Here is a 21,442-nt window from a genome sequence, read left to right as displayed (position 1 = left end):
CGGAAAAAATAGTGAAATCAAAAAGTACAGAACCAGAGGCATTGCCAATAATTTTTGATAACACTGTACTGAGTAATTTTGCTCTTGCACAGGTTTTTTATGTCCTCCAAAGGCTCTACGCTGGTAGAGCCTTTGTTGGTAAGGCTGTCCAACGTGAAATTCAAGCTGGAATTAACAGTGCTTCCACATCTGCCAGTTTACAAAATCGAACTAAGTTGCAGGAGATTAATCAAGCTTTGGAAGAAGGTTGGCTACAAACACCTCCAGATGACGTTAACCCCAATGACGATGCTATCGAGTTACGACTAACAATAGAGTACAGTCAACGCTTTGGTGCGGGGGAGTCAGAAGCGATGGCTATAGCCCGTAACCGTAGCTGGATTTTTGCTTCTGATGATGGTATGGCAAGAAATTTCGCCAAGGAACGGGGGATTAGATTAACAGGGACTTTGGGTATTCTTGTTAAGGCGGTTAAAAACCAAATTCTCTGTTTATCTCTTGCTGATGCCATTCACGCGCAAATGATTAATGAAGGATATTGCTCTCCTTTGTCACAGGAAAATGGCATTTCTAGCTATCTCAATCCATAATACTTAGAATAAGCTGTAGTAATACCAACACTCCATGACCGACTCAACCCCCAAACGCCCCTCCGTCTTTATTGAAAAAATGATGCCTGTACAGGTATTAAATGAGCAAGTGAATTTTGAACACGGGGGAAATCCATTTAAAGGATTACATCGCTGGTATTCGCGTAAGCCATTGTCATTTAGTCGCGCCAGTGTGTTGGCTTCTTTACTACCTGAAGATGTGACACAGGAAGAATTTAAATATTTGCTGGGGTTAGTACCAGGTAAGGAGGTAAAGCTATATAAAACACCGCCCAATTCTGTACAAATTAAGAAAGTGCAGGATTATTGTGAAAAGGTTTGGGGAACTAGGACACCGACTGTATTAGATGCGTTTGCAGGTGGTGGAAGTATCCCGTTTGAAGCGGCGAGATATGGGTTAAATGTGCTGGCTTCTGATTTAAATCCTGTGGCGGTGGTGACGATGAAGGCGGCGATGGAATATCCGCTAAAGTTTGGCCCAGATTTGCAGCAGGATATTGATAAATGGGTGAAGTGGGTAGGAGATGAAGCCGAAAAAAGGTTAGCTGAGTTTTTCCCTTCTTTACCAGGGGAAACTGTGCAGAATTATTTATGGGCGCATACGGTTGTTTGTCCAAATTGTGAATCGGTTGTTCCGCTTAGTCCAAATTGGTGGTTATATAAACGTCCAGAAAAGCAGAATTTACATAAATGGTGTGCAGTAAAGCCAATCCCTAATCCAGAAAATAAGCGAGTTGATTTTGAACTTGTTAAGGGTAAGAAGGGGAAGGGAAATACAATTCAAACGGATGATGGTGAGTATGATCCAGATACCACAATTACTGTTACTAGAGGTGTGGGTAGATGCCCTAATTGTGGGAGTGTAATCGAAGATGAAGCGATAAAATCTTATGCTAAAATCAATGGATTAGGGCATCAAGTATATTCAATTGCGTATCGCAAATTAGGAGGAAATTTAGAGTTTCGAGTCCCAGTAGAAATTGATTATGAGGGAATAAAAAAAGCTGATATAAAATTATCTGAAAAGAGAAATGAGCCAGCATTTAGTATTTTTAAACCCACAGAAAGTATCTTTGATGGTTATGCTGATAGGTGTCTTAATTATGGCTTAAATACACATTCAGATTATTTTAATAACCGTCAATTACTTACATTAATAATTTATTTGAATATACTCCATGAAGTTAAAGATTTAATTCAAGAAGAGCATGATTCAGAAAAATCAGAAGCAATAATCACATATTTGGCTTTATTATTAAACAGATGTGTTGATGAAAACTGTAGATTAGCTCACTGGAATTCGCCAAGAGGTGGTTCTAGAAGAGCTACAGCACAACATTCACTTAATTTAATGTGGAATTATCCAGAAACAGTTGGTACACGAGATTTATGGCAATCATTTGCTGATGTTTTCATATCAGATTACAAAAATTTGTGTAACTTATTTGGTACTAAACTAAGTTCTACTAGTATCCCAGGAATTGAACAACACAATCCCAAATCAATCAAAATTGACCTAGCATCAGCTGATAACTTGATTCACATTCCTGATAACTCAGTTGATACCGTTATCACAGACCCGCCTTATTATTCCACAATTCAATACGCCGAATTATCAGATTTCTTCTATGTCTGGCTCAAACGCACCCTTGGCGACATCTTCCCCCAATTATTCTATTTAGAACTCACCGACAAAGAACGCGAAGCTGTTGCTAATCCTTCTCGCTTCCGTAACATGGGAGTATCACCAGAAGAACTCGCCAACCAAGACTATGAAGCAAAAATGGCGATGGCGTTCGCCGAATACCACCGAGTCCTCCGCGACGACGGCGTGATGACAGTACAATTCAATCACAAAGACTCCGGCGCGTGGGATGTCTTAGCCAAATCCCTCATCGATGCTGGTTTTGAGATTACCGCATCTTGGGCAGTCAGCACCGAAAACCCGCAAAACTTACACCAAGCACAGAAAAACGCAGTTTCCAGCACCGTGCTTTTAGTATGCCGCAAACGCGACCCCAACGCCGGACAAGCTTGGTGGGATGACGTGCGTATCGATGTGCGAAATATCGTCTTTGAAAAAGCACCAGATATTGAAAAATCACTCACCGCAGATTCCCGCCCCGCAGCTGATAGAGTCGCAGATCCTCACCGCCGTATTAAACCTCCCGGTATTGACTTGTGCTTAACTGCATACGGTTGTGCTTTAAGCGTATTTACCCGCTACAGTTCCATCCTCGACAGTGCAGGAAACCCAGTTGAACCCAAAGCTGCATTTGAAGAAGTACGCCAAGCCATTGTTGAGTACCGACTACAAAACTTATTAGAAGGTAAAGACTTCAACGGTATCGACCCCTTAACCCAATGGTACATTTTAGCCTGGGATACCTTTGAAGCGCGAGAATTCCCCTTTGATGAAGCTAGACAACTGGCTTTAGCAGTCGGCGGTTTTGATGTTTCTGATTTAGTCAAAAAACATAAACTACTTGATTCTGGAAGTGGTTCTTGTAAATTACTCACTCCAGAACAACGCTTAAAAAAACGCGCATTCTCTGTCATTGATACTGAATTTTCTGCCAGATATTTAGTAGATGGACTCCACGCAATTATTACCCTTTACCAAGAAGAAGGTAATACAGAACCAGTACGCAGATTTTTGAAAAACACAGGCTTAGTCAGCAATGATTTATTCATGCGGACATTTGAAGTGGCTTTGAAAGTTATTCCTCGTATCAAAGATGAAAAGAAACGCATCTCTGAAGAGAAAGCCTTGTTAGATTTGTGGTTAGCTATGGATGAAATTAAAGCCAAAGTCTCTTATGTGCAGACTGAGTTACCCTTAAATGAAGGGGGACAAATGAGCTTGTTTTGATGACTGTTCACTAACGACCGATGACTGTTAACTGATAACTGTCAACCACCAAGGTATTATGTATAACTACAATCCGTTAGAATGCCTACCTTCATCGGCAGAATTACCCGATTCTGATGATACCCCTGTGGATAACGAACTGCAAATATTAATTCCCAACTTATTGTTAGCCATCTTAGCTGCGATCTGGCAAAACCGCGATGACTGGTTTTTCGGTATCAACATGGGAATTTATTACACACCATTAAAACCTGCCATAGTCCCCGATGGATTTCTGAGTTTGGGTGTAGAACGTTTTGTTGGTGAAAATGGACGTTCCAGCTATGTATTTTGGGAAGAAGAAGGAATCCCACCAATTTTAGCTTTGGAAGTTGTTTCTCAAACTTACAACGGCGAATATGAACAGAAAAAAATCGATTATGCCGAATTAGGAATTTTGTATTATGTCATTTATGCACCAACGCGGCTACGTCGTAAGCGTCAACGTTTAGAAGTTTATCGCTTAGTTGAAGGTAAATACATTTTACAACCAGGGGATAAAATTTGGATGCCCGAAATTGGGCTAGGTATTGGACGAGAACAGGGTACTTATCAAGGAAGAACAAGAGAATGGCTGTTTTGGTATGACGAAAATGGCAATAGATACCAAACCCCAGAAGAACAATTGCAAAATTTATTAGCTCTATTACAACAGCAAGGAATCGACCCAAATAAACTTTAATTTTGTTGACAGTTGACAGCGAACAGTTAACTATTATTTAGCAAATAACCTTATGACAGCAAGCAATCTTAGACAGCAAATTTTAGAACATCTTGAAACATTACCAGGAGAACAGGTAAAAACTCTCCTGCTAACATGGCTGACTAATTCATCTGGGAATTTAGAAGATTTTGAGCAGTTACTTATAAATCAAGCTACTCAAACGACAGAAGAATCATTTGAGGTTGGTGAGATAGACACAGCATTAAATTTTCAACCTCTTACTGAAGCCCAAATGGTTCAGCAGAGTTTATCTGCTCTCGAAGCTTACCGTCGCACAGGTTCAGGAGTGACGCATAGCCGTGTACGCGAATGGGCTGACAGTTTGGGAACTGAGGAATAACGCCAATGTCCGAGATAGTTTGGACTCTAAGCGCAGTTGATGACTTAAATCGTCATTATGATTTTCTCAAACTTAATAATCCTGATGCAGCTTCCCGTGCAGTACAAGCAATTGTCTCTTCAGGGGCGAGTTTACAGCAAAATCCCCGTCGAGGTGCAATTGTAGATGAAATAGCAGGACTACGAAAACTTTTAGTTTCTTTTGGTAAATACGGTTTTATAATTCACTACGTTATTCTTGAGGATGATGTTGTTATTTTACGTGTCTATCACGGGCGAGAAAATCGACCTCGTTAATATTAATTTTCAAAGGATATAAACAACCGCATAATATGCCAAAAATTTTACGTGAATATCCTTGGAAAATTAGTTACTCCAGCAATACCCACAACACCATTGCTGATTTCTACATTCCTGCTTTAGAGTGTGCTATCCAGTATGACCGCAAAGCAGGTTTTTTTAGCAGCGCCATCTTGAGTAAAGTTGCTCGTGGTTTGGGTGCAATGTTGCACAACGAGGGGCGAATGCGGTTAATTATGGGCTGTCAGTTTAGCCCACAGGATTTACAAGCAATTCAACAAGGATACGAACTTAGAGACGCATTGCTATCTCGGCTAGACGCAGATTTAAAACCCCCAGAAAACTTTGCCCAACTTAAACACTTTGAAATTCTTAGTTGGTTAATTCACAATCAATATCTTGATATTAAAATTGCTGTACCTCTCAAAGAAAATGGGCTACCAGAAGACAGTACACAGCAATTAGATCCACAGCATATATTTCACGAAAAAGTAGGCATTTTTACTGATAGTAAAGGCGATAAATTAGCATTTAATGGTTCCAATAACGAATCTATTAGTGGCTGGGAAGGAAATGTAGAATCTTTCCATGTTTACTGTTCTTGGGAAGGAGGAAGGGAACTAGATAGAGTTGAAGAAGAAGTAGCTAGATTTGAGCAACTTTGGTATGACGTATCGCCTAATGTGAGAGTTTTTGATGTTCCAGAAGCGGTACAGAAAAAGCTATTACGTTACGCTCCTGCCACTAAACCTAGTTGGAATGTTCAGGCGGAATTTGACTCTAGACCTCTGACAAAAACAGAATTAACTGAATACGAAGTACAACCAGAAACAGAACCGGAACTAAAACCAGAACCATCAACTATCTCTACAGAAGATAAAGAAAAAGAACGATTAGCATTTACTCAACTTGCCAATATTCATGAACATCCCGGTTGCTTGGATTTTTGTTTAAAATCAATTCCGATTCAACCTTGGCCACACCAAATTAAAATTCTGCGTCGCGTTGCTCAAAATTTTCCTCAAAGTTTTCTTATTGCTGACGAAGTTGGTTTAGGTAAGACCATAGAGACTGGTTTAATTCTGCGCTATCTGTTGGTATCCCAAAAAGTGAAACGGATACTGGTTTTAGCACCTGCTAGTGTTCAACCCCAGTGGCAAGAAGAACTGCGAGAAAAATTCAATCTGCATTTTTGGAGTTATACATCTACAGAATTTAAAGACCCTTACAAGCGCACTATTCCGGCAGCAGCTAATCCTTGGAATACTCAAGTTTTAATCCTTGCTTCTTCTCATTTGGTGCGGAGAACTGAGAGAATGCGCCAGCTACTAGAAGCAGAACCTTGGGATTTAGTTGTGTTAGATGAAGCGCACCACGCAAGGCGTAAAAGTCCCCAAGACCGCAAGGAAACCCCCAACCGTCTGTTAGAGTTAATGACACAGTTGAAGGAGAAGACCAAATCTCTTGTTCTTCTCTCAGCCACTCCTATGCAAATTGATGCCATAGAAGTTTTTGATTTGTTAAACCTGCTGGGATTGCAGGGGCATTGGAGTTACGGCGATAACTTCTGCAATTATTTCGCCTCGCTACAAGGTGCTGTTAAGCAGGAAGTCATGACTTTTTGGCAAGTAATGTCCAGTGATTATTTTCGGCGTGGTGGACAGCCTTGTTCTAGGTTAGAGCAGTTTTTGACCAAGAGCGATCGCATTCTTGCTTATAAAATGCAAGATACTTGGCAACGAGGTAAGAAAATTTCTAATCATAAACAATTATTGGCAGATGAAGAATTTATCACCTCTTCGCGCCAATACTTGACAGTGAATACTCCTTTAAAAGACTTGATGTTCCGCCACACCCGCGACACTTTACGACAATACTACCGCCGGGGACTGCTAGAGCGAGATATTCCCACCAGAGTTGTACAGGACAACGCCATTACTTTGGAAGCACAACGGGAAGTACCACTTTATGTAGCTGTCAGTGATTATGTGCGTCATTTTTATCGACTAGCTCAAAAAGATAAGCGTTCCTGTTTGGGTTTTTTGATGACGCTTTACCGCAAGCGTTTGACCAGTTCATTTTATGCTATTAAATCATCTCTACAACGCCGTTTGGACTACCTGTTAACTCAACAAGGAAGCGTTTTAAGTGACGATGATTTAGCAGATATAGACGATGCAGAAGATACAGTAATTGCTGGGTTGGAATCTTTCTTTGAACCAGTAGACCCCCAGGAAATTCAATATTTAGAAGAATTATTACGCCAGTTTGAAAATACAGGAGAAGATACCAAGCTTTCCCGCTTTATTCAGATTCTCCGCCAAGAATTAACTGAACGGGAAAGTGCGATCGTTTTCACCCAGTACACCGATACAATGGACTATCTGCGGGATACTTTACAGGAGTTGTACGGTAGCCAAGTGGCTTGCTATTCTGGTCGCGGTGGTGAACTTTACCAAAATGGGGAGTGGTGTCTAGTTCCCAAGGAAGAAATTAAACGCCGATTCCGCCAAGATGAGATCAAAATTCTCCTATGTACTGAATCTGCTTCTGAGGGTTTGAACTTACAAAATTGCGGTGTGTTGATTAATTACGATATGCCTTGGAATCCCATGCGGGTCGAACAGCGCATTGGCAGAATTGACCGGATTGGACAAAGGTATTCTACTGTGCGAATCCACAACTTTTACTATGATGGCACGGTAGAAGCGAAAGTTTATAAAAAATTGCGCGATCGCATTAATGCCTTTGCCACTGTTGTTGGTAATCTTCAGCCAATTCTAGCGCAAGTCCCTACTTTTATTGAACAAGCGGCTATGAGCGCAGATCCAGAGGAAGAAGATGTTTTAATGTCTGAATTCGATTCTGTATTAGATACCCCACCGCCTCGTCTAGCAATTGAGGAAATGGTAGCAATGGATTTGGATGCTGACCTAGCAGAGATTCAAAAACCAGTTACTCCTGCTCCCTTTACACCAGAAACTATTGAGCAGTTACTCACATCCTCAGCAATTTTAAAAGCCAATGGTGTGCAGTTTGAGAGAAGGACTGAGGGAATTTGGCAACTGAGTTATAAAAGGCAGAATTACACGGTCACTTTTTACCCTAATGTTTTTGATGAAATGCCTTCTATAAGATTGATGAATTTTGGCGACCCCTTGTTTGAAGAACTGCTAAAAGCAGTTAAAGTTTGACAATCAAATATAAACATTTTATTAGTTTGATAATGTTATTTTTAAAAAATTAAATTATCAAGAATCAAACGTCGGAAAAGATTTTGGATCTGCTCTATAAAATTGGCAGTTAGCAGCCTCATTTGAATTACAAGTCTTTTTCAAAAATTTGCAAAAAATTGGATTATCATCATAATTACGAAAATTTGAGCCATGATAACGGCAAAGATAGCAATTTCTAACCGAAAGTTTATTAAAATAAGCTTCTACTATCTTTCTTAAAAAAACTTTATTCCTTCTGTTATCAATATTATCAACTTCAACTAATTCATGATATATGAAAGATTTAGTTTCAATTTTCTCTTGCAACCATTCTAAAGTTTCTTGAATAATTGCACTTTTACCATTGGGATAAATAGTAAAAAAATTATACAGGGCAGGACATTTAGCATACGGCTGAATTCCCTCTATACAACTACCATGACAATAATTTTTGATTTGTTTTCTTTTAAAATTGATAAATTTAATTTTTTCACTTTCTAATAAATATTGATTATTGATAACTTCTATATCACTTTCCTGGGCAATACTTATTTCAATAATACGATGTTGGGACTTAATTTTTTCAAAACTAACTTCATGTGTTACAGCCACTTCAATAAAAATTTTATCTCCTTTAGCACTTGTCAATAGTACATCAGGGATAAAAGACCCTTCTCTTTGCTCTAACTCAATATTCTTAAAGTATTCAACTAGATTAAACTTCTGTTTACCTTTATTAAAATTACAGGTTTTTAAAAAATCTACTTGATAATAATCACAAATCTGAGATACTTCAAAATCTACCCAGAAAGGTTGGTTGTACTTAATACAATTACTATATACTTCATAAAATTTGAGTTTAGCTAATTTATGCAGATAAGTTTCAGGAGAACAATTAAGCTGAACGTCTAATTTGTGACGAAAGTGTTTTCTTTTTTTCTGCCCTAAAACAGGAATAAGAATATTGTTACATGATAAACATCTAAAAACTTTTTTTCTAACTTCTGAATTTGCAGATAAATTCTCAACATTTATAGTCTTCTCATTTGAATCTATAGCATACTGATATTTGATTATTTGTGTTCTATTGTCTTTTTCCACAAGTTCGTTGTCTCTTGCACCCTTACTGAGTTGACTTTCCATACCTACTGATGAGTAATCAATCTTCACTCCTCTAGCTTCTATGGGCAAAGTAAAATGCCACATCAGTAATAATGTTGAAATTTACGTAAGACAATTAATTGTGAGGACAAACTACTTCTGTAAATTCTCCAGTTGACCAATCAGTACTAATCAGCTGGTAAGCAACCACCGTGAGCAAAGTAGATTGAAGAGAAAGTGTCCTTTTATAGCCGCCAATATTGGACACTTCTAACAAATTAAAACCATTATTAAATCACAATAATCCCGTGGCGATTGTAACTACGCCCAATAGAATATGACTAAGAATGACACTAAGTAGGTCGTCGTGAATATTTATCATGAAGACAAAGCAGGAGGCAGAAGGCAGAAGGAAAGATGCTTTTAGCTTAGTTAATCTTCTGTAACATAGTTAGGTTTTTTCTCGCAGATTTACTTATATAAATTTCTGAACCGAGTTTAATGATATCCCCAAATAAAACCGATTACTTTTAAAGGGCGACTAAGAGGCTAAAGAGCTTGCTGTATAAGAGCCATAGCCTTTAAAGCTCGCTGATAATATGCCTACTTATTGCGAATTGAACTGACCAGTTCCTCGACCTATTCTTGGCACTCATATCATGTCCGGCAAATCAGTTATGATTCAACACATCTGTGCAGAAAGACAAAACTCTTTCTCCCCCTGCTCCCTGCCTGACAGGTGTAGGTATTTTACAAACGTGGCTGAAATGAGGTTTTTGGGTTGATTGAAAACTCAAATTTTAGTCTTTGATTTTCCACCTAAGAACGAAATTTCGTTATTTGAACCACGTTTAGAACCGGGTTTGAGAGTACCCACTCATGCCCATATAAAAAACCTACACCTGTCAGCCCTGCTCCCTGCCCCTTGCCTCCTGCGGTCTTTATGATAAGTCTTTTACCGGACATGATATCATTCCAAGCAACTATCCAATTGAAACTATATAAACCTATCCAGAAATTGCTATGTCGTTTACAAGATTGACTTTTTTCTTGAGAACGACAAATATAGGGTTGAAGCATTTGGAGTTTAGTTTTTTGGCCTTGTAACCAAGCACTTGTCATGGATAGAGCAATCAACAAAATCAAACGTACGAGTCTTTTATCAAAATTTAATATTTACCATAAAACTACCGCAATAACCGAAAAAAATTGAGTAATTGTCGAAAAATGTCTCTATATCTCTGGTCAACGAACTCCTAAATTTGACACACGTTTTGGAAATTCTTGTTGAAGGCATTTATCATTAATTATTTTTGTTTTGCAAGAAGCCTGAGTTTCTGTTAATGTAATTTTGTGATTGTCTAATTTATTTGGTTGTTTAGGTAATAGTTGTTGCTTTTCTAATGCACAGTAACAAAGAATAATAGTGATGAATGCAAATTTTATCCATGCAGACTTAGGTCGTTGAAGCATAGTTATCACCAAGGGAAAAAGCCGCTATCTTCTTTAAATGTGTAACGATTATTTACTTAATTATTTGTAAGGATTAAGGTAGCAGAGTATTGACAAAGGGAACACTTGAGGGGGAGTATCACAGTTAGTGGTGGTTCCCGTTCGATGGATCGGTTTCAGCACACTGCTAATTTGTTGAGGGTAGTACAGACTTATTGCCGTCAAGGTAAGTCTGTCATTGATTTTTTTGCACAAGTTCTAATTGCTGATTCTAATAATTCTCCGTCTCGCCCTTCTTTACTTCCACAATATTAAACCTGAATCCTTACGTGAAGTCTTAGACTACTTGCCAAAATAGCAATCTTTCTAAAAAAATAGCGATCACAAAGATCAGCTACATATTGGATTGCTATCTTTACACTCATAATCCTTATTTTCAGAAGTTCAGCCTGTTTGAACCCTATATATTCATCAAACTCTACTGCTAACTGAGTTCAAACGTGAGATTTACTGACTTATTTCTGACTTGTAACTAAGTTTCATTACTGAACTACTTGGTTTAGCTGCTTGGGGAATTCGCCAACAGTATCCGTTGCTACTCACGCCCCTTCTTTAGCTGAAGATTTAGGCTAAGGAGTATGTCAACAAACTCCTTCCTAAATATGCAGATCAACCCAACTGCTGTCAAAGATCAATTTATAAATACGGTTTTGGACTCTCAAAATTCCCTGTTGTTTGACTACTAAACCTGACAAGAGCAATTGCTTTTCTTCTGGGCTGCCAACGGCGATAACTTCTCCTTGGTGCAAAACTTGTCGAAAAACTTCTAGTAGTTGAACAGACTTGTTACTCTTGAGAAGACGATCGCGGATGGTTCTCAAATGTTCTGGCTCATCCTGGGATTCCCAATTATCTATTATATTCGTCCGCACTAAATTCTCAATCCAGGAGACTTCACCGCCATTGGGAATAGGAGATGAAGTATTGCGGATGAGCTTACAGAGTTTTTGGGTAAGAAAAGGCTGCCCGTTTGTCCAGGCTAAGATTTCTTTAAGCACGGTTTGTGGATTGCTCACTTTTTCTGCCAATCCTTGTAGCAACGGTTGGGCTTCATGTTCTTTAAAACCTTCCAGTTGAATAAACTGACCAATGTTAAAGGGGGTTGTTTGGATATTACTAATTAAATCTGAGGGGGTAGCAACTCCAAAAAAAGCAAAAGTCAAACGCTGATACTGTGGATTGAGACTGCGCTGATTGTAGCAGTAGCGAATCAGCGCAAAAAAGTCATTAACTGCGAAATTCAAACTTAAAACACTATCAATTTCATCGATAAAAATGACCAGTTGTTTTGAGGGAATGTTATTTTCTATCCCGACTTCTACTAGCAGGACTTCTTCAATAAATTCACTCAACCTCTGAACTGGAGAAATATCATCTCGCTCTTTCCACCAAGCTTTTAGGTTAACTTTGCTTCGTAAACCCAAACGTCGCCCTAACTCAGAAGCTAATCCCTTATACCATTGATCTGGGGTAATATTTTCGCTGCCAATGCGGGTCATATCAATCGGCGCACAACAAACTCCCTCGCGCTGGAGGGAGTGAATCATGCGTACCATGAGACTGGACTTTCCCATTTGCCGGGGATTGAGAACGTAGCAAAACTCTCCGCGCTTCAAAGCTTTGTAGAGGTAACGATCTGCGGAACGCACTACATAAGTGGAAGCATCCATTGGCAAGCTTCCTCCTACTTGATAGTCAAAAGTGCTGGCTTGTTCGGTACTTCTAAGTAACTCGTTTTCAAATAGTAGTTCTGCTTGGGTGGCTTTGAGAATATCTAATGTTTGTGACAGTTCTTGTGTGCGTTCTGAGACTTTTTGTTCTAGAGTCCGGCTATACCCTTCTAGTTCATCTTTCGCTCGTTCTAGAGCAAGATTTTTGAGGGCTAGTTCTTGGGTAAACTCAACCCGATCAGCTTCGGCTTGTTTGCGTTCGGTGATATCCTGAAAGGTAGCGATCGCATAGATAATTTGTCCCTTCTCATCGTAAACAGGAGTAGCTGATACTTCTAAAGGAATTGTTTTATCAACTTGGTGAATTTCTATATCATCCGTAGTCGTACTTTCGCCATTTAAAGCTCGTACAATGGGTTGTTGTTGAGTTGGGTATAATTGGTCTGTCCCTGCTAAATAAGCCTGATAAGTTTCGGTCAATCGATCAGTTGTGGCTCCAGTTACAATTCCCTTGCCAAGGATGAGCTGGGCAGCCTGATTTGCATAGTAGGGTTCGCCCTTAGCATTAAGTGCAAAGACACCTATGGGCATAGCTTCTAAAAATTGGGCTAATCTTTTCTCGTTCTCATATAGTGCAACATAAAGTTGAGCATTTTGAAGAGAAATTGCGGCTTGAGAAGACAAGAGTTTTAAAACTTCTAGGCGATCAGGTGTAAAAGCACCAGTAGTTAAATTATTTTCCAGATATAAGATGCCGTTAAGCTTACCTTGATTAAGTAAGGGTGTGCAAAGAACAGATTTAGGTTGAGTGGCGACAATATACGGATCACGAACAAATTGTCCCTCATGGGCAGCATCATTTAAAATTACGCTTTCCTGCGTGCGAGCAACATAGTTGATAATCGCAGATGACAAGAGGGGGAGGTGAGTTAAATCATCTACGAAGTCTACTGAAATGGATTGTAGTGTATTAACATCATCGGAATCTACTGTCCCTTCAGCTTCGATCACCCATTTATTATCTTTTTCAAGGAGCAGAAAGCCTTTTTGAGCGCCTCCATTTTCAATTACAGTTTTCATTAACTTAGCCAGTAGTTTGTCTAGTTCAATTTCACCAGCTAATACTTGAGAGGCTTTGGTAACTGTTATCAGATCGAGTACTTGAGGATTTGTAGCACCAGTAGATTCAGTTGTCGTCATGCTTAAGACTTCTTTTCGGTTGGTTATACCTACTAGAAACTGAGGATATTCTGATTCTAAAGCTTGAACTTTGGCTTTTGCACCCCAGCGACTATAACAATGATGGGCATTTCTTAAGTATAGTTTTCCTATTTCTTCTCTACCTAAAGCAAGATAAAATTCTGCTGCACGTTCGTAAGCTATAGCTTCTTCGTGGATAAATTCATGTTTTTTAGCACCTTGAATTGCTTTTTCATACAATTCTTCTGCTTGCCAATTTTGTCCTAATACTCTAGCTTTCTCCGCTTCTACTAAATTATATTTGTGCTGAAAATTTTCTGGGCAGTAGCTAGACCAGATTTTCATATTTTCCTGGTTCTTATCTACTAGCTTTAAAAACTTATTTTGTGTGTATACATCTAGAATATAATAACTAGCAAGCAGTGATAGAGAAGAGAAAAAATTATATTGTGATAAATTTAAGTGAGAACTAAGATATTCAACATAATTTTCAATTTTTAATACATTACCAATAGCTAAATCGTTTTCTTTAAAGATATAATGTGTAATTATTTTAGCAATACATAACCAACATAAAAGCCAAGTGTTAGCCGTTTTTATACATTCCTCTTCTTCTTTTTGATTACGACCAATTACCAAGCAAAAGTTGTTTTCATATCCTTCAATTAAATTAATCGTGGTTTTTTCATATATAATTACAGAAGAGTAACTATATTCTTGTTTTAATTTCTTCATTAGCTTAGTATATTTTGCAAGCTCCTGAGAAACTTCTTCTAAGTGATACCCCCCAAATAATTTAATAAGACAAAAACTTGCAGATGCAAAACAAGCATATTGATAATCCCCAGTCTCTAATCCCCTTTGAAAAGCCTTGATTAACCGTTCTAATGCAATCTTATTTCTGAGGTAGTTCTTCCATTGATATATAAACGCATAGTAGATATGAATAACTAGAGTCTCTAGTTCAGGAAGTTGAGATTCAGATAGTAAACTAATAGACAATTCTCCAAATTCATTACCTAAATGAATATCTCTCATTAAACCAATATTGTCTATTCCCTTGCAGAGAAACGTTCCATAAAATATATAAGGACAGGGTGATTGAGGAGGATTACCATATTTTAGACAAAGGTTAAGTTGAATTAAGACAACTTCAATATGCAAGAGAAAATTAGTGATTATTGTAGAGGCTATAATTTGTTGCAATAATGGTACAGCACTTAATTTATATGGATCAGTCATAGGAGAGAGATTCGCTAAACTTTGAACTGGTACTTCTTTCAAAAATCTATCTAAAAATATTTGTTCTTGCTTAATTCTCTCTTTTATTTCGCTAGGGTCTTGAGATATTTCTATACCTAGTTCTGCTAAAGCTTTAAGAGCAGTATCTATTGCTTGTTGCTCTTGGGATTTAGAATTGTATACTAGTATATTTACTTGATACACTTTTACTTTATCCAGAATTTCCTGCGTGTGTTGCAGAATAAATATGGAAAGCTCTTCTACTTCTTCAAATTTTGTATTTAAGTAAAGCACTTCAAGTGTTTCTAAATAAAGCTCTATAGTCAATTCATACTGCTTTTCCCAACTATTTTTTGTTAAAAGTTTTAATCCAGTCTCTAAATATTTCAATGCTGGTTCGTAAGCAGCTGAGGCCTTAGCTTTTTTACCTACGTAAAGATTTAATTGAGCTAGTTCGTCTTTTTCTAATTGGTCAGTGATTAGAGATGCTGCTTCATTAAGTTGATTGACAATATCAAAAATATTTTCCTCATTTTTATCTTTTCTCATATTCTTTAGCAGAAGTCTTCCCACTTGCAGATGAATGAGTTTCTTTTCTTCTTCTGCAATTAGAGTATAAGCTGCTTGCTGAATTCGGTCATGTAAAAATTTGTAGGGAATAACTGAAGGAAAACTAGGAATAAAATTAGAAGAGACGGCTGAAGAATCACTTGAAATTTCTTCATGTTCCCAAAGCAAGGGAATTTTGTAATCATAACTCAGTGGGACAATTAACCCTTCCTGAAGAGCTGATTGAATATCTTGAGCTATGGAAGTTTTAGATTTGTCTCTAATGCTGGAGAGAATTTCTAGGTTAAATCTATTACCAATACAGGCTGCCAACTTTAAAGCATTCCGAGTGTTCTCACTAAGTTTATTAATTTTACTAACCATCAAATCTATGACATTATCAGTAATGCCTGTCCTTAGAATCTGCTCAATATTCCAACACCATGAGCGTTTAGTATAATTAAATGATATAAGGTTTTCATCGTACAGAGATTTTAGTAGTTGAGTTAAGAAAAAGGGATTCCCTTGAGTTCTGTTTGTTAGTAATTCTGCTAGCGGCGCTGAAGTCTCTGTAGAACAAAGCAGTGTATCAGCAAGTAATTGATTTATTTGCTCTAGTCTCAATGGATTTAGAAATACTTCATTAACCCTAATACCTGCTTTTTTAACTAATGCTAACGTCAGCATTAAAGCATGAGTTGGGTTGACTTCATTATTTCTATAAGCTCCTATAATTAATAAATGTTTGCTATCAAAATCGGTAATTAACTGTTCAATTAACTTCAGTGAAGGCAAATCTGCCCACTGTAAATCATCAAGGAAAATGACTAAAGGATGTTCTTGCTGACTGAAAACGCTAATAAATTTTTGAAAAGATAAGTTAAATCGATTTTGAGCTTCATTAGCTCCAAGTTTTTCAACAGACGGCTGTTTACCAATAATTTTTTCTAGTTCAGGGATTAGGTCAATTATGACCTGCCCATTAGGTTCTAAGACTTCTAAAATTTTTGCTTTCCAATTTTTAATGTCTGCGTCAGATTCACTCAGAAGTTGACGGATTAAGTCCTGGAAAGCTGTGCTAATAGCAGCATAGGGAATATCGCGCTTGAATTGGTCAAATTTTCCAGTTATAAAATAACCTCGTTGCCTTACAATTGGTTTGTGAATTTCTTGAACTAAAGCAGATTTCCCAATCCCTGAATAGCCAGCAACCAATATCATCTCAGTGGTACCTTGGCTCACTCGCTCAAAGGTGTCCAATACTTGAGAAACTTCTTGTTCCCGTCCGTAGAGTTTTTTGGGAATGTGAAACTTATCCGAAATATCTTGCTGTCCTAGCGGAAAAGGTAAAATTTGTCCTTGAGTCTGCCACTGTTTAAAACAAGTTTCTAAATCAGCTTTTAGCCCCCAAGCACTTTGGTATCGTTCCTCTGGGGTTTTAGCTAACAACTTCATGACGATCTTTGATACCGTCAACGGAATAGTAGGAATGAGTGTATGAGGGGGGTCTACTTGTTGTGCAAGATGGCAATGAACCAGCTCTACTGGGTCAGTGGTTGCAAAGGGGAGTTGATACGTTAGGAGTTCATAGAAGGTTGCACCAAGGGAATAAAAGTCACTACGATAATCTATTCCTCGATTCATTCTGCCAGTTTGTTCTGGTGCAATGTAGGCTAAAGTACCTTCTAGTTGATTTAAATTACAAAGGGTTTGGTTTTCTTGAAATAAACGGGTAGAAATACCAAAATCAATAATCTTCAGTTGTTTAGTTTCTGGATTATAGACAATATTGGAGGGATTAATATCTTTATGGATAATATTCGCTGCATGAATAGCAGCTAAACTTTCAGAGGTCTTAATAGCAATGATGAAAATTTCTTCTATACTAAACCTGCGTTCCGACATTAACAGTTTTAGGGATTTCCCGCCAAAATCCTCTAAAAACATAACTAGGCTATTGTCATATCGCTGTAAATCGTAGGCTTTGATAATATTATCTACGTTCAGATGTCGTATGATTTCATATTCCTGTTTATATCGAGTCAATTCTGAGGGAGTTGGGTAATTCTCTTTAAGAATTTTAAGAATAATTGGTTGATTATCTCGCTTGAGATTAGCCCGATAGACTAGCGAATTATCACTTTCATATATCTTCTGACTAATGTGATATTCTGCTATCGCTCTCATACTAAGACTCCTAACTCACCAGTCTCTTTCTTTCTGATTGTATGGTATAGCATTTCTCGGAGTCATGAAGTTACAGCTTGATCTTAGATATTGCACTTAATTTGAATATTTCTGTTCCCCGTTTTCGGTTCTCTGTTGCCTAAAACCAGAGTGATAAATCTCGGTTACGGTGCTTGTCATAACCTCAAACCCATTTTTAGACTCTCTAGATAAAACCTGTGCCATCCATAGTTCACAACTTTTACAGGCTGATCTATTTTCTAACTGGTTAAGGAGCAAATCTCGTCGAAGCTGCTTGAATAGCTCCCCATGCCAAATCTCTTGTAATGTTTGTTGATTATAATCTCCTAAACTTTCAAGATTCTGATCAAAGCCCAATCTAAATAAAGTTTCAACACAATAATAAATTCTGCCATCAGGCAAAACAGCCATTTCAGTAAAGGGAAACACGCATGGCCAACGTCCCTGAGCTTTTTTAAGATAGTGTTTTAGTGAAGCTTGTACAGTCTGGTTAGTTTTACCAAGGCGTGTATTAGTTTCTTTATATTGGGCTACATTATTGATAAATACGCCATCAGCTTTTGCAAGCCAACGTTCTCGGAATCTTTCTTCTTCATCCAGTGTAATATTCTGATTTCTCACAAAAGATGTTCTTACATAACAGGGAATAGCTAACTCATCCCGCAGCTTCAAAAAATTGAAAACATTTGTTTCAACTCGATTGAGATCAGCACCCCGAATCTTGAGATAGGTATCTGGATCTGCGGCATCCATGCTAATATCGATACTGGTTAAGCCTGCTTTCAATAACGACCTAGCTCGATTTTCATCGAGGAGTTGACCATTGGTAGTCAGATGAACTCCAGGAACCCCTTGCTGCCGACAATATTCGACAAATTTGACAAGGTTGGGGTGTAGCATTGGTTCTTCGATGTTCCCAAGAATAATCATGATTTTTGCTTCTCCACAATCTTTGGCGAGACGCTCCATCATTTCCCAAGACATTGTTTTGTTGCTCTTAAAGAAGTCTGTTGTGTGAGTTAATTTCAGCGAAGTGCTGTGATAAGGACACATGACGCATTTGAGATTACAGGTATTGCTCACGACAACTCTGATATAGGATGGCTTTGCCGCTATTCCATAAAAATCGCCAAAGTAATGTAGCTGCTCCTCAATATCAATTTGGGAAATTAGGGTAAATTGATTTAAAGCATTAAGGGTATTCTGCGTTATCTTGCCAGATTTCTGTAATAATTGCTTCTCAATATCTTCGTTATGATTTAACTTTTGAGGATACAAGTAGGCTAATGTAGGATAGGTTGGACATAAACCTAAGTCAGATGCAATGGGGATGAAAGGTCTGAAAGCTACCGCTTGCTCTCCAAATTTAATGGCTGCAAAAAGTTTTTCTATACTTTTGGGATGTAAGGGAATATTATGAGGAGGAATTTCCAGTATCATGTCCCGCATTTCGCCTTCGACTTTAATTTGACTTGGTAGCATTTTTTGGGGATCTTTAATAATCATAATTCTTACTTATTGATATTATCTATCTCTACATTTTTCAGTGCAAATATCTATATAAAAACCCACAAGCAGTTCCTAGCTGTGGGTCTATCAATATTTAACTTATAGCAATTCCCAACCTGGTGAGGTATGTTTTTAAAGCTGTTTCTTTTGCTGGAAAAGATTTAAGTGTATCTAAGTTGCTTAAGAAACCCTATGATAACGCTAAATCATAATTTTCCTAGCTTAGGGCTATAAGTTTCTAATACCTCTATTTAAGTGGTAAAGGGTATCAGTTGGTTAGAAGGATATAGATCATTTTCATTTGAAATCCATTGTTGATAAATATTATTGAAATTATCGCTTGTTCCAGGGCGGTCAGGAATTGGAATAATATATATATATTTCAAAAGGGAATTTTCCTCTTCTATAACTATTTCAGGGTCAGTAAGTTTGCCAAATTTTGTACCGCTAGTATCAATTTTAAATTCGTAACGTGCAAGATTATTTCCGTTTTCTAATCCCAGTTCAGTAGAATTGAATATAGGAGAAAGGTATGTTTTTTCGTTACAAATACGATCTCTGCCAAAGATAGTTATTAGAATATCAACATATTCTTCCGGATTTTCTTCATTAATATGTGATCTGGGGTCTGCTTTAAATAGCTCAATTAAAGATGGAGATGCGAAAGATATACGACCTGGTGAAGCGTCAGGAAATCCTGGAAAGAAAAGTTTCTTTAGAAGTTTTGCTGTCTCTATTTTCTTTTGATCAATTTCTTTTGTTCCTGGGTTCTCATCATATCGCCACCAAAATGTAATTAGTTGAGAAATTATCTTACCCTGTAATAAAAAACGCTTGAAAAAATCTTCAGATTCTCTCCAATCTTGGGATTCCATTTCAATCTCCTATTTTCATAAATTTACTAAATGTTGAAGTGATGAAAAATCCTCAAATCACTCATCTCATGGGACAACTATAACCAGTGACGCTATTTAACTGGGTGTATTTTCAAATTTGACACTCTAGCATAAAAAGAGTGTTAAAGAAAAGCGATCACATTCAAAATCGATATAAAGAAACAGAAATGTTTTTTAAAATCTGTTTAAGGCTATTCTCCAGTATGAATGTAAGGAAACCTTGCAATTTCTTAAGAGAGTGTTAATAAATAATCAGGCAATTATGGAAGAATTAAGCTTTTAACTATTAATTAGAGAGAGTAAAACATTTAGGCTCTTCCAGACTTGGGTTGATAAATTAACTCTAAAAAACGGCTAAAACAATTGATATAAAAAGGTTTTTCCAAAATGAAATTAAAGATTTAATAGAAATTTATTTTATTAATCTTGAATCCCATACTATGTAAGGATTTAACCTAGTATCAAGTATTAATTTGTTATAGCTAGTCTAGAAGAGCCAACATTTATTACTTTTAACAATAGTTAGAATAATGAGCAATAAATAGCAAATTGCCTATTATTGACATAAAATTACCATGATGAACTAATTTTGTCAATTATTTTATGTTGAGTTCTGTGGGGCTTACATCTCTATATATCGCAGCAGCACGAGCCTATGAAACTGAGTATCGACAACGGCTATTTGTAGATAGATACGCTCGGTTTTTTGCCGGTGACAGAGGGTTTGCACTGTTCTCAGATTTGAGAGTATTTTCTCCTGGTTTGTCAGCGAATGATCCACATCCTGGTATTTCTATTCGGACTCGTTTTTTTGATGATGCTTTGCTGATGGCTGTCCAGGAATTATCTCTCAAACAGGTTGTTATAGTAGCAGCCGGAATGGATGCTCGTGCTTTTCGCTTGCCCTGGATGGATGGCGTTCAACTATTTGAAGTAGATCGTCAAGAAATATTTCAATACAAAGAGCCTATCCTTCTAAATTTAAATGCTAGAGCAAAGTGTATACGAAAGGTCGTAGTAACAGACTTGGAACAGGATTGGGAAACTGCTCTTACCGACGTTGGCTTTGACCGATATAAACCCGCAGCATTTCTGTTCGAGGGACTAATGTTTTACCTAAAACCCACGACTGTGGCGAGTGTGCTTGAAACACTACAAAGTCTTGCCTGTCCAGGTAGCTGGCTTGGAATGGATTTCGTGGAAGCAGAGCTTCTAAACTCTCCCTATGCACAACAATTTCTCTCTAAGCTCAGAAATCTGGGATGTCCTTGGCTTTTTGGTGTTTCCAATCCTGAGCAATTCATTTTGCAATATGGATGGCAACCAAGGCAACCAAAGATTGTAGTTTTAGGAGAAGCAGAAGCAAACTATGGTCGTTGGCCTTACCCTGTATCGAGTAAAACCTCAAGTGTTTTTAATCACTATCTCGTTTCTGCCAGACGTATGAATTTCTGA

Annotated in this window: 12 protein-coding genes and 1 pseudogene; 8 read left to right on the top strand and 5 right to left on the bottom strand. The window is 37.7% G+C overall.

Going from position 1 to position 21,442, the window contains the following annotated elements; translation table 11 throughout:
* Window positions 1-11 precede the first annotated feature (11 nt).
* From H6G28_RS27785 to H6G28_RS27760, 6 genes are read left to right on the top strand one after another with little or no spacing between them, the layout of a single operon-like run.
* Window positions 12-590 carry a PIN domain-containing protein gene (locus H6G28_RS27785; protein WP_190675819.1) on the top strand — a complete coding sequence of 193 codons (579 nt, stop codon included), beginning with the start codon at window positions 12-14 and terminating at the stop codon, window positions 588-590.
* A 34-nt stretch (window positions 591-624) separates the two neighbouring features.
* Window positions 625-3,483, top strand: a complete 2,859-nt coding sequence (locus H6G28_RS27780; protein ID WP_190675817.1) for a DUF1156 domain-containing protein — start codon at window positions 625-627, stop codon at window positions 3,481-3,483.
* Between the two features lie 58 nt (window positions 3,484-3,541).
* Window positions 3,542-4,204, top strand: coding sequence for a Uma2 family endonuclease (locus tag H6G28_RS27775; protein WP_190675815.1), 663 nt, complete (start codon window positions 3,542-3,544; stop codon window positions 4,202-4,204).
* Window positions 4,205-4,256: 52 nt separating this feature from the next.
* Window positions 4,257-4,586 (top strand): hypothetical protein, encoded by a 330-nt coding sequence (locus H6G28_RS27770; RefSeq protein ID WP_190675813.1) that lies wholly within the window; start codon window positions 4,257-4,259, stop codon window positions 4,584-4,586.
* A 5-nt stretch (window positions 4,587-4,591) separates the two neighbouring features.
* Window positions 4,592-4,882 carry a type II toxin-antitoxin system RelE/ParE family toxin gene (locus H6G28_RS27765; RefSeq protein ID WP_190675811.1) on the top strand — a complete coding sequence of 97 codons (291 nt, stop codon included), beginning with the start codon at window positions 4,592-4,594 and terminating at the stop codon, window positions 4,880-4,882.
* Window positions 4,883-4,917: 35 nt separating this feature from the next.
* Window positions 4,918-8,079: an SNF2-related protein gene (locus H6G28_RS27760; RefSeq protein WP_190675809.1), complete on the top strand. Its 3,162-nt coding sequence runs from the start codon at window positions 4,918-4,920 to the stop codon at window positions 8,077-8,079.
* Between the two features lie 57 nt (window positions 8,080-8,136).
* Here H6G28_RS27760 and H6G28_RS27755 read toward each other — a convergent pair whose 3' ends face one another.
* On the bottom strand, window positions 8,137-9,306 hold the full coding sequence (locus H6G28_RS27755) for a competence protein CoiA family protein (protein ID WP_190675807.1): 1,170 nt from the start codon (window positions 9,304-9,306) through the stop codon (window positions 8,137-8,139).
* Between the two features lie 1,140 nt (window positions 9,307-10,446).
* Window positions 10,447-10,674, bottom strand: a complete 228-nt coding sequence (locus tag H6G28_RS27750; protein ID WP_190675805.1) for a hypothetical protein — start codon at window positions 10,672-10,674, stop codon at window positions 10,447-10,449.
* A 123-nt stretch (window positions 10,675-10,797) separates the two neighbouring features.
* On the opposite strand from H6G28_RS27750, the pseudogene H6G28_RS27745 reads away from it, so the two are divergent.
* Window positions 10,798-10,968, top strand: a pseudogene (locus H6G28_RS27745) (IS66 family transposase); the annotation flags it as partial.
* Between the two features lie 341 nt (window positions 10,969-11,309).
* On the opposite strand, the gene H6G28_RS27740 reads toward H6G28_RS27745, so the two are convergent.
* The 3 genes from H6G28_RS27740 to H6G28_RS27730 form a co-directional block, all read right to left on the bottom strand.
* A complete protein-coding gene (locus tag H6G28_RS27740; protein WP_190675803.1) occupies window positions 11,310-17,561 on the bottom strand; it encodes an AAA family ATPase in 6,252 nt (2,083 codons plus the stop codon).
* A gap of 96 nt (window positions 17,562-17,657) precedes the next feature.
* Entirely contained in the window at window positions 17,658-19,088 is a 1,431-nt protein-coding gene (locus tag H6G28_RS27735; protein ID WP_190675801.1) for a radical SAM/SPASM domain-containing protein, read from the bottom strand.
* Between the two features lie 254 nt (window positions 19,089-19,342).
* Entirely contained in the window at window positions 19,343-19,966 is a 624-nt protein-coding gene (locus H6G28_RS27730) for a hypothetical protein (RefSeq protein ID WP_190675798.1), read from the bottom strand.
* A gap of 624 nt (window positions 19,967-20,590) precedes the next feature.
* On the opposite strand from H6G28_RS27730, the gene H6G28_RS27725 reads away from it, so the two are divergent.
* Window positions 20,591-21,442, top strand: a complete 852-nt coding sequence (locus tag H6G28_RS27725) for an SAM-dependent methyltransferase (RefSeq protein ID WP_190675796.1) — start codon at window positions 20,591-20,593, stop codon at window positions 21,440-21,442.

The sequence above is a fragment of the Nostoc sp. FACHB-190 genome (assembly GCF_014696905.1).
GTDB lineage: Bacteria > Cyanobacteriota > Cyanobacteriia > Cyanobacteriales > Nostocaceae > Nostoc_B.
Note: the sequence above shows the minus strand (reverse complement) of the source record. Positions and strands in the feature narration are given on the sequence as shown.